General features: G+C 59.3%; 17 protein-coding genes and 2 pseudogenes. 12 read left to right on the top strand and 7 right to left on the bottom strand.

Annotated elements, in window-relative coordinates:
- Positions 1-41 precede the first annotated feature (41 nt).
- Positions 42-1,157, top strand: a complete 1,116-nt coding sequence (locus tag ACGYLQ_RS13495; RefSeq protein WP_394443379.1) for a tyrosine-type recombinase/integrase — start codon at positions 42-44, stop codon at positions 1,155-1,157.
- A gap of 12 nt (positions 1,158-1,169) precedes the next feature.
- On the opposite strand, the gene repC is transcribed toward ACGYLQ_RS13495, so the two are convergent.
- The 4 genes from repC to ACGYLQ_RS13475 all read right to left on the bottom strand — a co-directional run bounded on the left by repC (position 1,170) and on the right by ACGYLQ_RS13475 (position 5,751).
- Positions 1,170-2,450, bottom strand: a complete 1,281-nt coding sequence (gene repC, locus ACGYLQ_RS13490) for a plasmid replication protein RepC (RefSeq protein WP_028095334.1) — start codon at positions 2,448-2,450, stop codon at positions 1,170-1,172.
- Positions 2,451-2,610: 160 nt separating this feature from the next.
- Entirely contained in the window at positions 2,611-3,606 is a 996-nt protein-coding gene (repB, locus tag ACGYLQ_RS13485) for a plasmid partitioning protein RepB (protein ID WP_028095335.1), read from the bottom strand.
- Between the two features lie 103 nt (positions 3,607-3,709).
- Positions 3,710-4,921, bottom strand: coding sequence for a plasmid partitioning protein RepA (gene repA, locus ACGYLQ_RS13480; protein ID WP_009574268.1), 1,212 nt, complete (start codon positions 4,919-4,921; stop codon positions 3,710-3,712).
- Between the two features lie 491 nt (positions 4,922-5,412).
- Entirely contained in the window at positions 5,413-5,751 is a 339-nt protein-coding gene (locus tag ACGYLQ_RS13475) for a DUF736 family protein (RefSeq protein ID WP_028095336.1), read from the bottom strand.
- A gap of 595 nt (positions 5,752-6,346) precedes the next feature.
- Between ACGYLQ_RS13475 and ACGYLQ_RS13470 the strand changes: the two genes are divergently transcribed.
- Positions 6,347-6,496, top strand: a complete 150-nt coding sequence (locus tag ACGYLQ_RS13470; RefSeq protein WP_229861747.1) for a hypothetical protein — start codon at positions 6,347-6,349, stop codon at positions 6,494-6,496.
- 18 nt (positions 6,497-6,514) lie between these two features.
- A complete protein-coding gene (locus tag ACGYLQ_RS13465; protein ID WP_229861748.1) occupies positions 6,515-6,682 on the top strand; it encodes a hypothetical protein in 168 nt (55 codons plus the stop codon).
- A gap of 120 nt (positions 6,683-6,802) precedes the next feature.
- Here ACGYLQ_RS13465 and ACGYLQ_RS13460 read toward each other — a convergent pair whose 3' ends face one another.
- The 3 genes from ACGYLQ_RS13460 to ACGYLQ_RS13450 all read right to left on the bottom strand — a co-directional run bounded on the left by ACGYLQ_RS13460 (position 6,803) and on the right by ACGYLQ_RS13450 (position 9,451).
- Positions 6,803-7,714: a DUF2493 domain-containing protein gene (locus ACGYLQ_RS13460; RefSeq protein WP_394443376.1), complete on the bottom strand. Its 912-nt coding sequence runs from the start codon at positions 7,712-7,714 to the stop codon at positions 6,803-6,805.
- Positions 7,715-8,177: 463 nt separating this feature from the next.
- The gene (locus tag ACGYLQ_RS13455; protein ID WP_229861749.1) at positions 8,178-9,059 is read right to left on the bottom strand and encodes a toprim domain-containing protein; all 882 of its coding nucleotides are present in this window, start codon (positions 9,057-9,059) and stop codon (positions 8,178-8,180) included.
- Positions 9,056-9,451, bottom strand: coding sequence for a hypothetical protein (locus ACGYLQ_RS13450; protein WP_028095338.1), 396 nt, complete (start codon positions 9,449-9,451; stop codon positions 9,056-9,058). Before ACGYLQ_RS13450 ends, ACGYLQ_RS13455 begins: the two co-directional genes overlap by 4 nt.
- Here ACGYLQ_RS13450 and ACGYLQ_RS13445 point away from each other — a divergent pair.
- The 9 genes and pseudogenes from ACGYLQ_RS13445 to ACGYLQ_RS13405 all read left to right on the top strand — a co-directional run.
- A pseudogene (locus ACGYLQ_RS13445) lies at positions 9,449-9,919 on the top strand (integrase core domain-containing protein); the annotation flags it as partial. The gene ACGYLQ_RS13450 and the pseudogene ACGYLQ_RS13445 overlap by 3 nt on opposite strands.
- Positions 9,920-9,998: 79 nt before the next feature.
- Positions 9,999-11,098, top strand: a protein-coding gene (locus ACGYLQ_RS13440; RefSeq protein ID WP_394443373.1) for an IS3 family transposase whose coding sequence is annotated in 2 segments (ribosomal slippage) — positions 9,999-10,251 and positions 10,251-11,098 — 1,101 coding nt in all. Because the reading frame shifts where the segments join, the coding sequence is not laid out codon by codon here.
- Positions 11,099-11,259: 161 nt separating this feature from the next.
- A pseudogene (locus tag ACGYLQ_RS13435) lies at positions 11,260-11,466 on the top strand (transposase domain-containing protein); the annotation flags it as partial.
- 123 nt (positions 11,467-11,589) lie between these two features.
- Entirely contained in the window at positions 11,590-12,801 is a 1,212-nt protein-coding gene (locus ACGYLQ_RS13430) for a CaiB/BaiF CoA-transferase family protein (protein ID WP_035367056.1), read from the top strand.
- Positions 12,798-13,964 (top strand): acyl-CoA dehydrogenase family protein, encoded by a 1,167-nt coding sequence (locus ACGYLQ_RS13425; RefSeq protein ID WP_028095202.1) that lies wholly within the window; start codon positions 12,798-12,800, stop codon positions 13,962-13,964. The genes ACGYLQ_RS13430 and ACGYLQ_RS13425 overlap by 4 nt, the downstream gene beginning before the upstream one ends.
- 105 nt (positions 13,965-14,069) lie before the next feature.
- A complete protein-coding gene (locus ACGYLQ_RS13420) occupies positions 14,070-14,924 on the top strand; it encodes an SDR family oxidoreductase (RefSeq protein ID WP_028095203.1) in 855 nt (284 codons plus the stop codon).
- 37 nt (positions 14,925-14,961) lie between these two features.
- Positions 14,962-15,768 (top strand): ABC transporter ATP-binding protein, encoded by an 807-nt coding sequence (locus ACGYLQ_RS13415; RefSeq protein ID WP_394443371.1) that lies wholly within the window; start codon positions 14,962-14,964, stop codon positions 15,766-15,768.
- Positions 15,761-17,680 carry a long-chain fatty acid--CoA ligase gene (locus tag ACGYLQ_RS13410; protein ID WP_088652431.1) on the top strand — a complete coding sequence of 640 codons (1,920 nt, stop codon included), beginning with the start codon at positions 15,761-15,763 and terminating at the stop codon, positions 17,678-17,680. Before ACGYLQ_RS13415 ends, ACGYLQ_RS13410 begins: the two co-directional genes overlap by 8 nt.
- The gene (locus ACGYLQ_RS13405) at positions 17,681-18,568 is read left to right on the top strand and encodes a branched-chain amino acid ABC transporter permease (RefSeq protein WP_100931416.1); all 888 of its coding nucleotides are present in this window, start codon (positions 17,681-17,683) and stop codon (positions 18,566-18,568) included. It begins immediately after the preceding gene.

Below are 18,568 nucleotides of genomic sequence, written 5' to 3'. Positions count from 1 at the left end.
TCGGTTTCAGAAATGCGACACAGGCAAGCTATTGAAAACAAATGGAACGCAGTCTCAGAAATTCCGGCAGACCGACAAAATCGACCTCAGACGTGCCAATCGGGCCTTCGTCCAACGAGGACAACGAGAGAGATCATCCTGACGGCGAGGTCTTGAGCCTGCCTTCCTTTGTCGCGGGCTCAGGCACGCTCGATCAGCTGGTCGATACGGCTCGCGACTATGCACGCGCGGCAGCGTCGGACAACACGCTGAAGGCCTATGCGAAGGATTGGGCGCACTTCGCGCGCTGGTGCCGGTTGAAGGGCACCGAGCCGCTGCCTCCGTCGCCGGAGATGATCGGCCTCTACCTTGCGGATCTCGCGACCGGCTCACGTCCCTCCCCTGCCCTGTCCGTCTCAACCATCGACCGCCGTCTGTCAGGTCTCGCCTGGAACTACGCACAGCGCGGCTTTTCCCTCGATCGCAAGAACCGACATATCGCCACGGTGTTGGCCGGGATCAAGCGAAAGCACGCGCGACCACCAGTTCAGAAGGAGGCCATCCTGGCCGAGGACATCCTCGCGATGGTCGCCACCCTGCCATATGATCTGCGCGGGCTGCGGGATCGGGCGATCCTGCTGGTGGGATATGCAGGAGGCTTGCGCCGCTCGGAAATCGTTAGCCTTGACGTCCACAAGGACGACACGCCGGATTCTGGCGGCTGGATCGAGATCTTCGAGAAAGGCGCCCTCCTGACCCTCAACGCCAAAACCGGTTGGCGCGAAGTCGAGATCGGCCGCGGCTCCAAGGATCAGACCTGCCCCGTGCACGCGCTGGAGCAATGGCTGCACTTCGCGAAGATCGACTTCGGTCCGGTCTTCGTCGGCACCTCGCGCGATGGCAACCGCGCCACTGAAACGCGACTGAATGACAAGCATGTTGCGCGCCTGATCAAGCGGACGGTCCTGGACGCCGGCATCCGATCCGAGCTGCCCGAAAAGGAACGCCTGGCGCTGTTCTCCGGCCATTCGCTGCGCGCCGGTCTCGCCAGCTCCGCCGAAGTCGACGAGCGCTACGTTCAAAAACAGCTTGGTCATGCCTCGGCCGAGATGACCCGCCGCTACCAGCGCCGGCGCGACCGGTTCCGCGTGAACCTAACCAAGGCCGCCGGACTCTGATCCCCTGCCCCATCACGCCGCCTGCCCACTGAGCCTGCCATAGAAGCTGCGCTCGAGATGCAGCTCCCCTGCCCCGGCCTTCTCGACCATGCCGCGCAGATATCCGCCCGGCGAGGAAACTTCGCCCGCGCAATGCTTCTCGAAGACAAGCGCCAGCGCCGCTGTCGCCACCTGTTTGCCCAGCCGGTCTTGCGCCACGTTCCACGCATGCTCGGACACCCCGATCATCGGCCTGAGCTGCCCGGCAACCCGGTGCAGATCGCCCCAATCCTTCAGGAAGCCGCCCATATTACGCGCCCAGGACGCGAATTCGGGACAGGCCTGCATCACTGTGGGCAGATCCAGTGCCGCGCGCTTCTTGCGGACTTCAGCCACCCACTCTTCCAGCTCCCTGTCAACCTGATCTTCGGGCTGAGCATTGGGCACCACGGCCGCGACTTCCTCATTTTCTGAGGAATTACGAGTTACAGGATCAAGTTGGTTTGTAATTAGTATATGAGGGTCAGAAATGACCTCCCTGGGGTTCATTTCTTGAGTCTTCTCGGGAACTTGTTCCTTGGCTTCGGGCGCGTTTTCCACAGGTTGAACGACCTCGGTTGCCTTGAGATAGGCCGCTTCGACGCGCTCCTGAAGTTCCTTGAACCAGGTCAGCAACCGCGCAAGTTGCTCAGAGGCTTCATGACGGCGCGGAAGCCGATCAAGAAGCTCCTCGAAGAGGCCTGTGAATTGCGTCCAAGGACCGCGCAGCGCGCTGCTGACGGCGGTCTCGATCCGCGCGCGGATCATCCGGCGTGCCACGGTGATCTGGCGCTTCAAGCGCTGGCAGAGCTCGCGTTCGGCCTGCAAATCGCTATGCAGTTCCTCGAACTCCTCGACGCGAGCTGCGAGCGGCGACAGATCGAAGCCATAGGCCTCCACGATGCGCCCCTCAGCGTCCCTACGGCCCCAACGCTTGCCGTTCGGGCTGTCCTGGAAGGAGATCACGCCGATCTCGGCCAGGCGCCGCGCATGGCGTTTCAGCGCGGAAAGCGAGAAGCCCGTCTGCTCTATCAGATAGGCGTTCGATGCCCAGACGATCGGGCGCTGACCCTCCTCCCAGTCCTGGGCCTGGGTAAACGCCCCGAGCGTGTCGAGGAGCATCATGTCCCCCGCCTTGAGGCCAATGTAGGCTCCGACCCGCTTCACGGCCACGAAGGCCCGCGTTTTGGGTACAGCTACCTGTTCACCGGCTTGGGCAAGCTGCTCTGCAATGCCAAGACCCGGTGTCGGCTTGCGCCAACCTGTATGCTTCATGCCTGTTTCTCACCTCCAGTTATGTGGAGGCAAAAGAAAGCCGTTCGCCGAAGTGGCGTTCTTGTTGACAGTGATTCGCGGGAGAGATATCTTCTAAGCGACCAAACTTTTCAGATTAGCTCTCAGGCCACGCTGCTTGGGGGCTTTTCTTTTGCCTAGATCATTGTTCTGACTGCTCCTCTTTCGTCGCGAGGAATTCGCTGTACAGCTGATCAAGCCGACCCGAGAGAAAGTCTCCGAACTCGGTTGAATCTTGTGCCGTAAGCGAAATGCTGAATGCCTTTCCGGAACGACCGATGACTCCCTTGATGCGGCCTTTGCCGGCAGTCCAGGTTCGTTTCTTGGGCGCGGCACGCGTTTTTCGGCGCTTCGGCACCCTACCCGCTTCTGCCAGCTTGCTATGCAGGAACTCAAAGCGAGCATCACTGTCGAGGTTCTGAAACCCGTCGAACTCCAGAGCTCCCTCGAGGATCTTGTCATTCGATGGTTCCGAAGCCAACTTTTTGAAGTCTTCCCAGCGATCACGCCCAATCTGCTTGGCCGGCCCAATCTGTTCGATGACGTACCTAGGGACGTTCTGCGCCACTGACAGCATCCGTGAAAGCAACGTCCCATCGATGGTAAGTGCGGACTGGATCACGTCCTTTGCTTGTCCCATATCCAAGAGGCTCTTCGCAAAAAGGGCCTTCTCAATAAAAGAGAGGTCTGCGCGCGCAGTGTTTTCCTGCCCTTGAGCAAGAATGTGGGCCACATCGTCCATTGGTTTTACAACTGCGCGAACCTTACGGCCGAGCGCCGATGCAACGCGCACACGGCGATGCCCGAAGACGATCATATAGCGGCCATCCGCTTCCGGATGCGGTCTAAGCAGTACCGGCGTGTCCTGGCGACCCGCTGCGATCGATGCTTTCAGTTCGTCGAAAGCAACATCGTCATCACTAAGCCGATCCGAAACGAATGACACATCGATCAATTGCGGATCGATCTCGACAATGGTTTCACCTTCAAGGAGACGCTTCGAGTTTTCCGCAAGGCTATCAATCGAAACCTTCATCGATTTCGAAGCACCGCGCATTGCGTATCCAGAGCGACCGGAATCCTTGGGCTGCTCCGGCGAGCCCGCCATAACGCTCTTCAGGAGGTCTTTGCGAGCCATCAAGCCATCTCCTTTTCGTCCAAATCCAACCAAAGCGCCGCGCGCATTTCGACAGTTGCACGGCTGTCAAAACTAGCTCTCTGCACGGCTGTCAAAACCTTAGTCATTCACGCCCCCAAGCCTTGTGGATCAGTTCGGCGATTTCATCGTTCACGTCATTCAAAGATGTCACTGCGCGGTCATAAGTAGTCCGCACGAATTGAGACCGTTCAACTTCGTAAAGCGTCTGCTTCGTAATCCCAGCGTCGGAGATCGCCGTAGACTTCAGCACAGGAGCCGACAGCATCTGATTTGGGAACATCGCCTGGAGGAACCCAACCATCTGCTTTTGGGGACCGTCCGTTGGTTCAAATCGCGTTACCAGGTAACGGAACCACTTCAGGCGCATGTTCGCTCCAGCGTCACGGATCGTCTTCATGATTCCGCCCAGCATCAGGAGAAACTGGCTCATCGACATGACGTCCAGCATCTGAGGATGGACTGTCACAATGACCGAGGAAGAAGCCGTGAGAGCAGTGAGCGTGAGGTAGCCCAGTTGAGGAGGGCAATCGATCACAACCACGTCATAGCGGTCATCAACCTCGCTAAGCGCCTTCGATATGCGAGTGAAGAAGGTACGGCCCTCGTGGGGATCGCTGCTCGTCAAAGCAACCGGGGTATCGTATTCGTACTCTTGAAGCTCGAGACTTGCCGGCACGATATCAAGGTTGGGAAAGTTCGTTGGCCGGATCACCTCTGAGATCGGCTTACGCTCGTCATCATAGCGAAGTGTCTCGTAGAGCGAAGGCACGTCGTCGAGTTCAGGCTGAATGCCATGCAAAGCTGTGAGCGAGGCCTGAGGGTCCAAGTCGATCGCAAGAACTCGATGCCCTTTCAACGCCAAGTGCTGCGCGAGGTGGGCGGCGGTAGTGGTCTTTCCACTTCCTCCTTTGAAGTTCACGACGGACACGACGTGCAGTTCTTCACCAGGCTGCCGATAGGGGACATAACGGCGTTTTCCGGGGCGGCCATGCTTGTCGAGATAAGCTCTCAGTTCCAGCATCTGCTCGGCCGAGTAGCTGCGCCTCCCGGACGATGATGTTTCAGGTTCAGGACCTTTGCCTTCGAGATGAAGCTTCTTGATGGTCGACTGCGTCACGCCGAGATAGTAAGCAACCTCGGCCAATGAAAACTGACGTAGACCTTTTTGGGCGTCCGGAGGATACTGTTCCTGCCGCAACATATTGAGGCGGTCGGAAATCAACTCTCCTTGCTGTAGGATGATCTCGTCGAAGGGTTGATCCTTCGTATCAGCCGCAAAAGACCGTTCTCGCATCCGCCTGTCCTCTAAATATCGCTTTTTCAGCGATTTCGCTCATTAAAGTGTCATCTACACGGAAAACTGAGTCTTAACAACGATTTTCGCCCGGCGGTTAGATCTTACCCAATCTACCAGCGTGCCTAGATGCCTCGACAAAGTATAGCGATCGAGGAATGTAGCTACCCAATATCTTGGGGAAACTGTCACTCGCTCGGATGTGTAGTCAACTTTAACTTCGCGCCAGTTACATTCAACTATCTGTTTTTGTTTCTTTTTTCACCGCTGCACGGCTGTCAAAATGCAAGATGCTGGAAGCCTCATGGCGCTAGGGGAACTACGAACCCGTCTCCTCCGAAGCGGATTGCATCATCATCACCTTGCGCCAATTCAGTGATCGGTTGCTTCCACCAAGCGGACCAACCACTGGCTCCAAAATGTGGGGAATGCGTTTCAGCGCGAAGGGAAACAGAGGAAATCGGCTGGGTTGTCCCAGCCGATTCTTTACGTCACGCAGCGTCTTTCGGCCCCCAAGGGATGACGGCCTGCAGGGACAGATCGTTCTGGTTCGCGGCCTTGCCGAGGTTGGCGTTGAAGCCGTGGTCGCGGATGGTCAGCGTATAGTAGTCGGCGCCGGTCTCCTTGTTCTGCTTCTTCCAGATGCCGCCGCACTCGACCAGCTTGCCGCGCGGGGAGCGGCCGAGGACGCGGTGCGTGGGGGCCATCGGGTTCACGCTTGCGACGGGTTCGACCGTGATGTCGAGGTCGAAGGTCAGGGTCGAGATGGAGCCGACGCCCTTGGCGGTTTCGATGTCGGCGCTGGTGAATTTGATGCAGTTCGTGGTCATCGCTCTTCTCCTTGTTTGCGTTGCAATGATGGTCACCTTGCAGCGGGCAAGGCCCGGCCACACCGAAGGCGGAGCGCAGCGGAGAGGGGCAGGCGCCGGTCTTTTTGCCTCGCGAGGAATGGCCCGCAGGGACAGGGGAAAAAGATCGGTGACAACCTTTTGGACGGGACGACAGCTGCGACCAGCATGTCATGCAACTCAGACAAAGGGAGAAGTGCGGCGGCCGCGAAGGAAACTGGGTGAACTGCCGACAGCCAGGAACGCCGATGCGTCCTTTGCACAGGCTCGCCAGATCTTTCGATACACACCACGACCTATCGCAACGCGACACCGGCCCGTATTCAGCTCCTCGGTCGGGTCACTAGGGGCCTCAAGCAGAGAGTGCTCTGACAGGCAGGAGAAGATGAAATGCCAGGGCGAAGACACGCGCATCTGTTCCCGACGGCTTCAATCCCGGCCGCGTTGCGAACTTCGAAGATGTCCCGTATGGGATTGCGAAACTGAGCAAACGACGCATGCGACTCGGAAGATCGGGTAGAAGCTCGGGCCCGCTCCAATCCCGATACGTGTCGGCATAAGTGAAGAGGATAAGCTGTTGGACGGCGCAACACCGAATGTGGTCACCGAGGATGGCCTGCGCGATCTGCACTCAGATGGCTACCTCATCGAGGTGATCTGCAACCAGACTGCCGGGAAGCGCCACAACAGTTGGCATGGCGCCTGGGCCGTGCACGCGGTGACGTAGGATGGCCAGGATGCGAAGATGCTTGTCACGAGCCGTAGCGTCTTCAAATTGCGCGAGTTCAAGACGATCGTCGGATTGGTCAGTTTCCTGGCCGACATGGGCTGCCTTTCGGCGAATATCCCGCTGACGACCGGACGACGTGAGCGTCAGGAGGCTTCAGAGGGTCTCGCCACAGCCGCCAGTTAGAAATGGTGTTAACACTCACGGCGGTCTGACAGACCAAATCCCGCAGAAGTGCGCAGCTCTGCGCACTCATAGAGCGAACCGCACAGTGTGCTCTGACTGATGTCATGGTAGAACCGGGGCCTAAGCCCCGATCCTCTTGATGCGGATCCCGAGCTTGCGGGCCTTGTCGACGATGTTCTCGGTGATGCCCGAACCGGGCGTTGCGATCAGACCCTGCGGCATGGTCTCGAGCATCTTGTCATTGCGCTTGAAGGGAGCCGCCTTGCCGTGGCTCTTCCAGTCGGGCTTGAAGACTACCTGGGTGACGCCCCGAGTATCTGCCCAGCGGGCCGCGATCATCTCGGCACCTTTCGGCGTGCCGCCGTGCAGCAGCACCATGTCGGGGAATTTGTCGTGCGTGGCGTCGAGCACGGACCAGATCAGATCGTAGGCGTGATAGCCCCCGCCCGAGAAGGCGATCCGCGTGCCTTCGGGGCAGTGTACCTCTGTCTCCTTGCGTCGCTTGGCCGAGAGGTAGGCCCGGCTGTCCACCACGGCGGAAGTCAGGCCGCGATGCGAGACCTTGGTTCCGGTGCGGGGCAGCCAGGGTGAACCCGTGGCGGCCGAAAAGTGGTCCACGGCCAGATCGCGCATCTGCTCGAAAGCGTCGCGATGGTCCCAGAGTTTGAGCCCGATCATTTGGAGGCGCTCTAGTTCGACCGAGGCGACCTCTGAGCCGTCCTGGATGGCCAGACTTTCCCGGACCTCGAATTCGTTGTCGTCGAGCAGCTTCTGGATATGGGTGAGCCGGCGATGGAAGATTGAGGTCAGGGACCAGAGCATCTCTTCGAGATTGTCTTCCAACTGGCTGCCGGTGATGAGGCCGGTGGTGGTGTCAAAGAGCGCCGCCATGGCGAGCTCGACCTCGTCAGGCTGGGGCAGGGGGCGGTGATCGGTCTCGCCGGGCCCTGGCGTTGCGCCGTGAAGTGCGAGGTGGTCGAGGATGGCGGAGGTCACGCCGGTTTCCTCTTGGACGTCTGTCTGATGGGGCATTGTCTGGTTCCTCTGTTTGATCTGACCCGATTTGGATGGGGCGATACCAGGACCGGCGGCGACCGGGCCGCATCCGTCAGGATCGGAGCGAAGCGGAGAATGCGCCGCGGGCCGGAAAATTGGTCCCGCGAGGAATGAGCCGAAGGCTCAGGGGAATTTTCCGGGTAGCGGCGCATTGCTGCCCGGGCGAGGGGCACTCAGCCCCGACCCGCCGGTCCATCGCTCCCAATATCCAAACGGGATCAGATCGAACCCGCGGAACCTTTGCCCTGTTGGACATCCAAGAGGATGGTGGCGGTCACCCGTCCTCGATCTCCAGACCTTGTGCTTTCATGGCCTCTATCAGCGACCGGCGCAGCGTATCCTTGCCAAGTGCCTGCAAATCGTCGTTGAAATCGCCCATGTTTGGCACGAGATCACCACAGGTAATTCCCCGAGATTCCAGTTGGTTACGAAATCTCTTTCATGCGTTACGTCCGGCTTCGTCATTGTCCCGCGCGATCCAGATACGCTTGATCCCCGGCGGCGGGATGAACAGCCCGAGATGGGTGGCGGTGAGACAGGAGGCGAGATCGAACTCGGGGAGAGCGGTGCCCACCGAAAGGGTGTTCTCGAGACCTTCGCCGACGATGAGATCAGAGCGGCCCGTGCCGGACCAGAAGCGGATGGCATGGCCGTGAAGCTGCCCGAGGATCCGCTTCGGGCTCTCGATCCCGGCCAGACCGCCGGTGGACGGGTCTAGATAGAACCGGGCGCATCCAGTGATCTGGCCGCGAATATCGGTGATCTTCGCGAGCAGGGCAGGAGCCCTTTGCGGCGGATCGGCGTCGTCCGTGCCGTGCCGCAGGAAGACCCGTGGGTGATAGCGCAGGGCCGAACCCAGCCGTGTGATGCCACGCCCCTGCAGATAGGTGGCGGCCAGGGTGCCCAGGACCGGCTTGCCAGCGGCAAAGAGTTTGCGCGTCCGCGCGATGCGTTTGCTCGAGGCGGCATCTGGTTGCTCACGGGTTTGGGTGTCTCGCGGCACGGCCGGGCAGGGGGCCTCGCCAAGGAAAGACCGGGCCTCCCACAGCGTCTCTTTGAGCGTGATCGACCCAAGCCGTTCATGCAGCAGGTCGATCAAGTCGCCATATTCACCCGTCGCGTAATCGGTCCAGGACCCGGCCTTGCGCCCACCCTGGGCCTGGAGCCGGATGGCAAGGCTCTGCCCCTTTGCGCCCGAAGTGTCACCAACCTGCCAATAATTGCCCTGCTTGCGCCCCTCGGGGAAATACTGGCGGCAGAAGCTCTCGGCCCGGTCTGCCAGATCGGCCGAGAGGTCCGCGATACTGCGCCCCGCGCTCATGCTGCGGCATCCGCTGCACTGCCGCCAACAGGATACTCCGCGAGAACCCGCACCAGCACCTCGGTGCCATCCACCGGGATGAACACCCGCGTCTTCCACTGGATCACCTCGGTGAAACAGCCCATCGCCTTCAGTGCAGGCAGGGCCGTGCCCGACGCGCTGTTCAATTCCAGCCTCGGCTGACCCATGACCAGCGAGCGGCGCAGCTGGTAGCCGCCAAGGAGGCTCAGGGTCGTCTTCGCGTCCATGACCGCGCCGAACACCTCCTGCGGCGTCATCTCGATCTGACAATCGAGACCCAAGCGCGCATAGACATTGAGAAGCTGCTCCTGACTGACCAGACGGCCGATAGCGCGTTCCCCGTCTTCAGTCTGCAGGCGGTAGATGCGCATGACCAGCTTGCCATGGGCAAGAAGCTGCGCGTCCTGACGGTCGTGGACACGTTCTCGCGTTATTCGCCGGTGCTGGATGTTCGGTTCAGTTATCGCGGGGAAGACGTGGTCGCCACCCTGGATCGGGTGTGCCGCCGGATCGGCTATCCGAAGACGATCCGGGTCGACCAGGGTAGCGAGTTCATCTCCCGCGACATGGACCTCTGGGCCTATCAGCGCGGCGTGATCCTCGACTTCTCACGGCCCGGTAAGCCGACCGATAACGCTTTCATCGAGGCCTTTAACGGACGGTTCCGGCAGGAGTGCCTGAACACACATTGGTTCATGAACCTTGCGGATGCCTGCGAAAAAGTGGAGGCTTGGCGGAGATACTACAATGACGAACGGCCACACAGCGCGATCGGGAACAAACCGCCGATCCTGCTGACGAAATCGGGAGGCGCAACCAGCCCGTCACCCCGATCATAGTGACCTGCTTCCCGCTTCCTGGACCGGATCGAGCTGGGATTTTCCAGTTTAGGATCGGGCCGGGAATCGGAGAGCTGACATGAAGAGATCGAAGTTCAGCGAGGCGCAGATCGCGTTCGTCCTGAAGCAGGCGGAAGAGGGCACGGTGATCGGCGAGGTGTGCCGGAAGGCCGGGATCAGTGAGGCGACGTTCTATGCTTGGCGGAAGAAGTATGCCGGGCTGATGCCGTCGGAGATGCGCCGGCTGCGGCAGCTTGAGGACGAGAATGGCAAGCTGAAGAAGCTGGTGGCGGACCTGAGCCTGGACAAGGCGATGCTGCAGGACGTGCTGGCAAAAAAACTGTAGGGCCTGCGCGGCGGCGCCAGCTCGTCGATGAGGTTCGGGCGACCTGGAAGGTCAGCATCCGGCGGACTTGCCAGGTGCTGCGCGCCGAGCGATCGAGCTACCACTACAAAGGCAGGCGCCGCTCGCAGGCCGCACTGATGGAACGGATCAAGGAGATCGCAGCGACACGGATACGCTACGGCTACCGGCGCATCCATGTCCTGCTGCGGCGCGAAGGCTGGGCCATAAACCAGAAGAGGGTTTATCGCCTTTACAAGGCGTTAGGCTTGCAGCTCAGGAACAAGACGCCGAAGCGACGGGTCAAGGCGAACCTGCGCGAGGACCGCTGCCCGGCAGTTCGCAGCAACGAGACCTGGGCCATGGACTTTGTTCACGACCAACTCGCGACGGGCACGAAGATCCGGGTTCTGACGATCGTCGACACCTTCAGCCGCTACGCCCCGGCAATCGTGCCCCGGTTCAGCTTCCGCGCCCCGGACGTGATTGAGGTGCTCGAACGGGTCGGCGCCGAAATCGGCCTGCCGAGGACGATCCGGGTCAACCAAGGCAGCGAGTTCGTCTCCCGCGACCTTGATCTCTGGGCCTACCAGCGGGACGTCACCCTGGACTTCTCGCGTCCCGGGAAGCCGACGGACAATGCCTTCATCGAGAGCCTGAACGGCAAGTTCCGGGCGGAGTGCTTGAGTGCCCACTGGTTCATGACCCTCGACGACGCGGCCCGAAAATGCGAGGCTTGGCGCAGAGACTACAACGAAGTTCGCCCACACAGCTCGATCGGCAACAAGCCACCGATAGAGCTCATGGATCGGTCGGTGGCAGATGGCCCTCACTGACCGCGGAATGACCGGAAGCGCCCGCCCGGGTGGTCCAGCATCGGGTAGCAGGTCAATAGCCGGAAAACTCTGCCCGCCGCTGGTCCAAAGATGGGTGTCGCTTCATTCGTGCGGAAAACTCTAAGCCAAACCGGTCCAGTTTTCGGGGATCACATCACCTGATCAGCATCGGGCGAAAGAACTGGCTTTTCGCACACTCCGACAGCGGTGGCGAAACGCTGTCCCGGGCGATGTCCCTTGTCGAGACAGCCAAGATGAACGGCCACGATCCGCAAGCCTGGCTGGCCGAAATCCTCGACCGCATCCACAATCACATGACCAACCCGCTCAACGAACCGCTTCCATGGAACTGGACGCCAATGAACTGATCCATGGTAACAACCGGGCGGCTACGTTTTCGGGGAGGTGATTACCTTTGAATCTTGAGGTCAGACTTCGCCTTTGCTAGCAATCGAACAACCATTAGAAAATTAGCAGAGTCGAAAGTGCAGATGTCTAGACCCCTTGATCAACTGAAGATTATAGAACTTGGTCACGTAATTGCCGGACCACTTGCGGCAGCTTTACTCTCGGATTTTGGTGCAGATGTCATCAAGATCGAAGCCCCCAACCGGACGGATATGATGCGCGACCTTGGACCCAAGGCAGAGGATGGGGTGGGCGTCTGGTGGAAGACTTTGGGCCGCAACAAGAAAACACTAGGCCTGGACTGGAAGTCCGACGAGGGCCGGGACATCCTGCGCAGGTTGGTTGAAGATGCCGACGTGCTGATCGAAAATTTCCGTCCGGGTGTGCTAGAACGTGCTGGTGTTGGGCCAGACGTCCTGCACGATTGGAACCCGGACTTGGTTGTCTTGCGGGTTTCAGGTTACGGACAGGACGGTCCGATGCGCGACGTGCCAGCGTTTGGACGTGCTGCGGAGGCCATGAGTGGTTTAGCACATCTGACCGGTTTTCCCGACGGGCCGCCGATGCACCCCGGGTTTCCGGCAGCCGACAGCACGACAGGGCTGATGGGCGCTTTGGGAGTCATGATCGCGCTATTTGCTCGCGAAAAGGGCATTGCACGCGGTCAGGTCGTCGATCTTGCGGTGTTCGAGGCGTTGCTTCGGTTGATGGACTATCCTGTTCCCGCATTGACGGGCGCGAAGCTCTCGCCGCGGCGCAATGGGCTGCGCCAGCCGATGGACTTTGCTCCGGGGGGGATGTTCCGAACGTCCGATGGGGTGTGGCTGACCGTTTCCGCAGGAAGCGCGGAAACCGCGCAACGACTGTTGCGGGCAGTCGGCGGGGACGCCCTTGCCGATGATCCGCGGTTTGCGACACTTGGCGAGATGTCGCAGCACATGGCGGTGGTCTTCGATGCGATCAATGATTTTGTCATGCAGCACACAGCTAAGGAAGTGGAGGCGGTATTCGCCCGCCATGATGCCGTTGCCTCGCGTGTGTTGAGTGTCGAGGAAATCACGACGAACGAGCAGATAAGCCATCGCGGGGATATCGTGTCGGTCGCTGGCGAACAGACTCAGGTCATTGGCCCGGTCCCTCATCTCAGCGCGACGCCCGGTCAGCTTCGTTGGCTGGGACGACCGCCTGGCGCAGACAGCCAAAGCATTCTGCGTGATCTTGGTTTTAACGATGAGCGGATCACGGCCCTATGTGAGGCTGGGCTCGTAAGATTGGAAGGAGGGCGCGCGCTATGACATTTCGATTGACCGCCGACCAACAAGAGATTCGCGACCAGATTCTGCGGATTTGCGGAAGGTTCGACGACGACTATTGGCTGGATCGGGATCGCAACGGTGGTTTTCCCCATGAACTGCACAGGGCAATGGCCGATGGCGGCTGGCTAGGTATCGCCATGCCAGAAGCTGTCGGCGGCGCGGGTCTGGGGATCACCGAGGCGACCATAATGATGCAGGCAATCGCCGAGTCGGGGGCCGGCGCGAGCGGAGCCTCGGCCATCCACATGAACATTTTCGGGCTCAACCCGGTGGTGAAGTTCGGGACCGATGAGCAGCGCGCGCGTATGCTTGGCCCTCTGATCGCGGGTGACGAAAAGGCGTGTTTCGCCGTGACCGAACCGACGACGGGGCTGGATACCACAAAGCTGAAGACCATGGCGGTGCGGCAGGGGGACAGATATGTCGTGCACGGACAAAAAGTCTGGATTTCTACCGCGCAGGTGGCCCACAAGATGCTGCTTCTGGCCAGGACAACGCGGCTTGAAGATGTGAGCAGCCCGACCGAAGGGCTGAGCCTGTTCTATACAGATCTCGACCGAAATTTCGTTGACGTGCGAGAGATCGAAAAGATGGGTCGAAAAGCTGTCGATTCGAATGAAGTTTTCATCGATGGGTTGCCGATTCCGGCTGAGGACCTGATCGGGGAGGAAGGCAAAGGCTTTAGACAAATTTTGCACGGGTTGAATCCCGAACGCGTCCTGGTGGCCGGCGAATGTATCGGTATTGCGCGCAACGCACTGGCGCGCGCGGCGCATTATGCAAACGAACGTGTGATTTTTGACCGCCCAATCGGCCAAAATCAGGGTGTTCAGCATCCGCTCGCCAAAGCCTGGGCGCGGGTGGAATCTGCCAATCTCATGGTGATGCACGCTGCAGCCCTCTACGATGCGGGAGAATCCTGCGGCGTCGAGGCGAACGCTGCCAAGCTTTTGGCCGCCGACGCCGCGGTCGAGGCGACCGAAGCCGCGCAAATTACATTTGGCGGATTCGGATACGCCAAGGAATATCACGTGGAGCGACTGGTACGGGAGGCTCTGCTGTTCCGCATCGTACCGGTGACACCGCAGATGCTTTTGTCGTTCATAGCAGAAAAAGCCCTTGGGCTTCCAAAGTCTTACTGATCGGAGATGACGGGCGGGGCTGGTGGGAAAAGGTGTCTTGACCATTTTTCTAACACCCGTTAGATTACTGGCAACTGCCCCTAATGGGGAATGGGAGGAGGCGTCATGAATAAGACGCAGTTTGGGTCTTCGAGGGAGGACCTATCAAAACGTGCAACCGTTTACGCAAGCGGTTTATTCACCGGCAAAATCGTTGTGGTGACCGGCGCTGGAGGCGGATTGGGGCTGGCAATTGCGACCCTGTTCGCAAGGCTCGGGGCCAATCTGGCGATCAATGGACGCAACGAAGAGAAACTGGCTTTGGCCAAGGAGTTCCTTGAAAGTTTCGGGGGCGAAGTTTTCGCTGTGCCTATGACCATCCGGGAGCCTGAGCAGGTCGAGGATTTTGTCGCCAAGACGAACCAGGAGTTCGGGGCGATTGACGTTTTGGTGAACAATGCTGGGGGTCAGTTTCCGCAAGCTGCGTTGGAGTTCAGTCCAAAGGGCTGGAATGCGGTCATAGACACCAACCTCAACGGCACCTGGTGGATGATGCAATCCGCGGCGCGCCACTGGGTTGCCAACAAGCAACCAGGCTCCATCGTCAACATCGTGGCCGATATCTGGCGCGGCATGCCCGGCATCGCGCATACCTGTGCGGCCCGGGCAGGGGTAGTTTACCTGTCCAAGTCGGTTGCGGTGGAGTGGGCCCCGCACGATATCCGAGTGAACTGCGTCGCGCCGGGTTGCTGCGAAAGCAACGGTTTCGGGAACTACCCTCCGGAGGGTTCTGCGACATTTCAGGACTCCAACCCGATGCGGCACGCCGGGGACGAATGGGATGTCGCTGAAGGGGTTGTCTATATGGCGGCCAATTCAGGGAAATTCGTAACCGGTGAAGTTCTGAACATCGACGGTGGGCAGCAATTGTGGGGGGATCCATGGCCAACGGGGCGGCCGGACTACTTCCGGATTACCTGATGTTGGCCGTGAACCTTAGGGGGACAATGAGATCTAGATGACGACAAAGATTAAAACAGCAATCGGAGCCGATGATGGGGCGATACTGGAGTGCAGCGGGATCGAGCGACGGTTCGGCGGCATCGTCGCTGTCACCGGTGTTGACCTCGTTATTCGACAAGGGGAAATCTTTGGACTTGTCGGTCCGAATGGCAGCGGCAAGACAACGCTAACAAACGCAATTACCGGATTTTACCCGCCAAACGAGGGCAGGGTCCGGCTGGCAGGAAACGACATTACGGGTACGGCGCCTCACAAGGTTGCCAAGCTCGGCGTTGCAAGAACGTTCCAAAATCTTGCTCTGTTCAACGGGATGAGCGTTCTGGACAACATCCTGCTCGGGCGGCACATCCACATGAGCCCAGGCGTTTTGCGTACGGCGCTATATTGGTTGGCAGCACAGCGTGAAGAAATCGAGAACCGTAAAATCGTCGAGGAGATGATCGAGTTTCTACAGCTCGAGAGCATTCGGCATGAGTTGGTCGATGGTCTTCCGATCGGGTTGAAAAAGCGGGTCGAGCTGGCGCGGGCATTGGTGGCCGAGCCACAGATGCTGATTCTCGATGAACCGATGGCCGGCATGAACCAGGAAGAGAAAGGGTATATGTCCCGTTTCATTCTGGATGCCCGTGCCGAACGCGGCGTCAGCGTTCTGCTGATCGAACATCATATGGATGTCATCACCGGCATTTGTGATCGGATGCTGGCCCTGAATTATGGTGAAATGATCGCCAGTGGCATCCCCAAGGAGGTTGTGAAGGACCCGCGGGTCATCGAGGCATATATCGGAGGGTCGCATGACTGATTTGACGAAGAAACAGTCTTCGGGCAGCGACACGATCGGCGCAATTCTGGCGCGGAACGCCTCGAAACACGGTTCGGAAATCGCGCTTCGCGAAAAAGAGCGTGGGATCTGGAAGGAAACCACATGGGCGGAATACGCCGAAGAGGTGCTGGCCTGCGCGGCCGGGCTTGAGAAAATCGGCGTAACACCGGGCAAGGCGGTGCTTATCCTGGGCGACAACCGGGCGCGGCTGTATGGCGGAATGCTGGCTATTTCGTTGCTGGGTGCCTATGCAATGCCTGCCTATCCCGGCGCGACGCTCGAAGAACTCCGGCACTTTCTTGGCGAAGTCGAAATCGTCGCGGCCATCGCCGAAGATCAGGAACAGGTTGACAAGATCCTGGAGCTGAAGGACGCGGGCGCCGAGGGGATCGACCACATCATTTATGACGAAGCGCGGGGCCTTGGTTTCTATGAGGTCGAAGGGCTGATGTCCTGGGATCACCTGATCGAAGTCGGTCAGCACGATCTGAATGAAGCCCCCGGCCTGCGCGAAGAGCTTTACGGTCGTGCAAAACCCGAAGATCCGGCCATCTTCATGCATTCGTCAGGGACCACGGGCGAGCCGAAAGGTATCGTTCTAAGTCAGAAAAATGTTCTTGCTGCCGCTAAGAACGGGCATGCAGCGGGCGCATTCGACGAAAACGAGGAAATCCTGGCCTATCTGCCGATGGCCTGGGTGGGCGATTTTGCCATTACCGTCGCGGCGGCCCTGCTTTGGCGGTTCACCGTGAACGTGCCGGAACGTCAGGAAACGGTTGTGCGCGACATGCGCGAAATCGCTCCGACATTCTATCTGGCGGCGCCAAGAAGCTGGGACCAGATGCTGACGACGATCCAGGTCGGTATCGAGAATTCGACCCCGGTCAAGAAATGGTTGTACCATTTCTTCATGGATCGGGCCATCGCAGCTGAAATGAACAAGCTGAATGGCAAAAGCGGCGGTGTACTTGAGCCATTGGGCCGGCTTCTGGGCGAGGTGATGGTTTTCGGACCGATCAAGGACCAGTTCGGGATGAGCCGCCTAAAGAATGCGTTCACCGGCGGTGAAGCGATCGGGGAAGACACCTTTGTGTTCTACCGCGCCCTGGGGATCAAGTTGCGTCAGCTCTACGGCCAGACCGAGAACAGCGCGATCAACGCGATTCAGGCTCCGGGCGAGGTCCGTCTTCATACGGTTGGCAAACCGGCGCCTGGCGTCGAGGTCAGCATTGCCGAAGACGGTGAGATCCTGGTGCGCTCGGACAGCGTGTTCGAAGGGTATTTCAACAAACCCGAAGCGACCGCCGAAGCGCTTGAGGGCGGGTGGCTGCATACCGGCGATGCCGGCTATCTGGAAGACGACGGACACCTGGTTGTTCTGGGCCGTGTCTCCGAGGTCATGCACACCGCCGACGGTGAACGTTACGTTCCAAACTACATCGAGAACCGGTTGAAATTCAGCCCGTATATCAAGGATGCGGCCGTGATTGGCGCCGGGCTGAAGGAACTGACGGCGATGGTCTGCGTGGATTTCGAGGCCGTGGGGCACTGGGCCGAAGTGAACGGCGTACCTTACGTGTCATATGCCGATCTTTCTCAGCGTGAAGAGGTCGCGACGTTGCTTCGCGAGGCGTTCCAACGGGTCAACAAGGCCGTCACCGAGCCATTGCGCCTGCAACGCTTTGTCAGTCTGCCGAAAGAATTCGACCCGGACGATGGTGAAATCACACGGACACGAAAACTGCGGAGGAAGGTCGTTCAGGAACGCTATGCCGACGTGATCGCGGCGCTCTACGACGGTTCAAAAGAGGTCCATGTAAGCGCGCAGGTGACTTACGAGACCGGGGAAGTAGGGAAGGTCGAAAGAAGCCTTCCCATCAGGGAGGTATAAATGGACTGGGTCTTTCTATCAGAGCTTGCGATCAACGGAGCCTTGACGGGTCTGCTGTATTCGCTATTCGCCATCGGCCTTGTGCTGATTTACAAGGCATCTTCGGTGCCCAATCTGGCGCAGGGCGGGTTGACCATGGTCGGGGCCTATGTGGTCTTGGCGCTGGCGCGCGATGTGGGTTTACCCTTGTGGCTGGCCATCCCTCTGGCTGCGGTTGTCATGTTCGGCCTTGGGTTCGGCATTGAGCGTGTTGCTCTGCGCCGTCTCGCAGGTCGGCCGGTCGTCATGATCTTGATGCTGACACTCGGCCTCGACATTTTCCTGCGGGGTACAACGCTTGCGATTTGGGGCGGGACGTCACGTTCGATGGAGTTGGGCGTCAGCTATGATCCACTGTTTTTGGGCGACATCTTCATCAGCCGCATCCATCTGGTTGGTGCCGGTGTTGCGCTCGCCTTGTTTGTCGCATTCATGCTGTTTTTCCGAACCCGGACCGGGATCAAGTTGCGGGCGATCGCGGATGATTACATGGCTTCGTGGTCGGTAGGTATCTCGGTTGAGCGCGGCGTTGGGTTGTCCTGGGCATTGGCATCCGTTGTTGCCGTCGCCGCTGGCGTCATCTGGGGTGAGATTCAGGGTGTCGATCAGGCGCTGTCGCTGTTGCTTCTCAAAGGACTGACGGTTGCCGTTCTCGGTGGTCTCGACAGTATCCTTGGCGCCGTAATCGCAGGCATCATCCTAGGTGTCGTCGAAAACATTGGCGCTGATTTCCTCGATCCGCTTGTCGGAGGCGGAAGCCGTGAGCTTATCGTCGCTGCCGTGCTCATTCTCACGGTCATGATCCGTCCGCACGGACTATTCGGTCGTCACGACATCGAAAGGGTGTAA

Source organism: Sulfitobacter sp. 1A12779, from assembly GCF_043557315.1.
Classification (GTDB): Bacteria; Pseudomonadota; Alphaproteobacteria; order Rhodobacterales; family Rhodobacteraceae; genus Sulfitobacter; species Sulfitobacter faviae.
The sequence above is the reverse complement of the archived record's forward strand: the minus strand, read 5'-3'. Positions and strand labels throughout refer to the sequence as shown.

Coding starts and splice junctions, on each gene's coding strand:
- ACGYLQ_RS13420 (WP_028095203.1), top strand. CDS start 14,070: ATGAATAAGACGCAGTTTGGGTCTTCGAGGGAGGACCTATCAAAACGT.
- repA (WP_009574268.1), bottom strand. CDS start 4,921: ATGCGAGAACGGTCTTTTGCGGCTGATACGAAGGATCAACCCTTCGAC.
- ACGYLQ_RS13410 (WP_088652431.1), top strand. CDS start 15,761: ATGACTGATTTGACGAAGAAACAGTCTTCGGGCAGCGACACGATCGGC.
- ACGYLQ_RS13425 (WP_028095202.1), top strand. CDS start 12,798: ATGACATTTCGATTGACCGCCGACCAACAAGAGATTCGCGACCAGATT.
- ACGYLQ_RS13405 (WP_100931416.1), top strand. CDS start 17,681: ATGGACTGGGTCTTTCTATCAGAGCTTGCGATCAACGGAGCCTTGACG.
- ACGYLQ_RS13430 (WP_035367056.1), top strand. CDS start 11,590: ATGTCTAGACCCCTTGATCAACTGAAGATTATAGAACTTGGTCACGTA.
- ACGYLQ_RS13475 (WP_028095336.1), bottom strand. CDS start 5,751: ATGACCACGAACTGCATCAAATTCACCAGCGCCGACATCGAAACCGCC.
- repC (WP_028095334.1), bottom strand. CDS start 2,450: ATGAAGCATACAGGTTGGCGCAAGCCGACACCGGGTCTTGGCATTGCA.
- ACGYLQ_RS13465 (WP_229861748.1), top strand. CDS start 6,515: ATGCTTGTCACGAGCCGTAGCGTCTTCAAATTGCGCGAGTTCAAGACG.
- ACGYLQ_RS13415 (WP_394443371.1), top strand. CDS start 14,962: ATGACGACAAAGATTAAAACAGCAATCGGAGCCGATGATGGGGCGATA.
- ACGYLQ_RS13450 (WP_028095338.1), bottom strand. CDS start 9,451: ATGCGCATCTACCGCCTGCAGACTGAAGACGGGGAACGCGCTATCGGC.
- ACGYLQ_RS13455 (WP_229861749.1), bottom strand. CDS start 9,059: ATGAGCGCGGGGCGCAGTATCGCGGACCTCTCGGCCGATCTGGCAGAC.
- ACGYLQ_RS13495 (WP_394443379.1), top strand. CDS start 42: ATGGAACGCAGTCTCAGAAATTCCGGCAGACCGACAAAATCGACCTCA.
- ACGYLQ_RS13460 (WP_394443376.1), bottom strand. CDS start 7,714: ATGCCCCATCAGACAGACGTCCAAGAGGAAACCGGCGTGACCTCCGCC.
- repB (WP_028095335.1), bottom strand. CDS start 3,606: ATGGCTCGCAAAGACCTCCTGAAGAGCGTTATGGCGGGCTCGCCGGAG.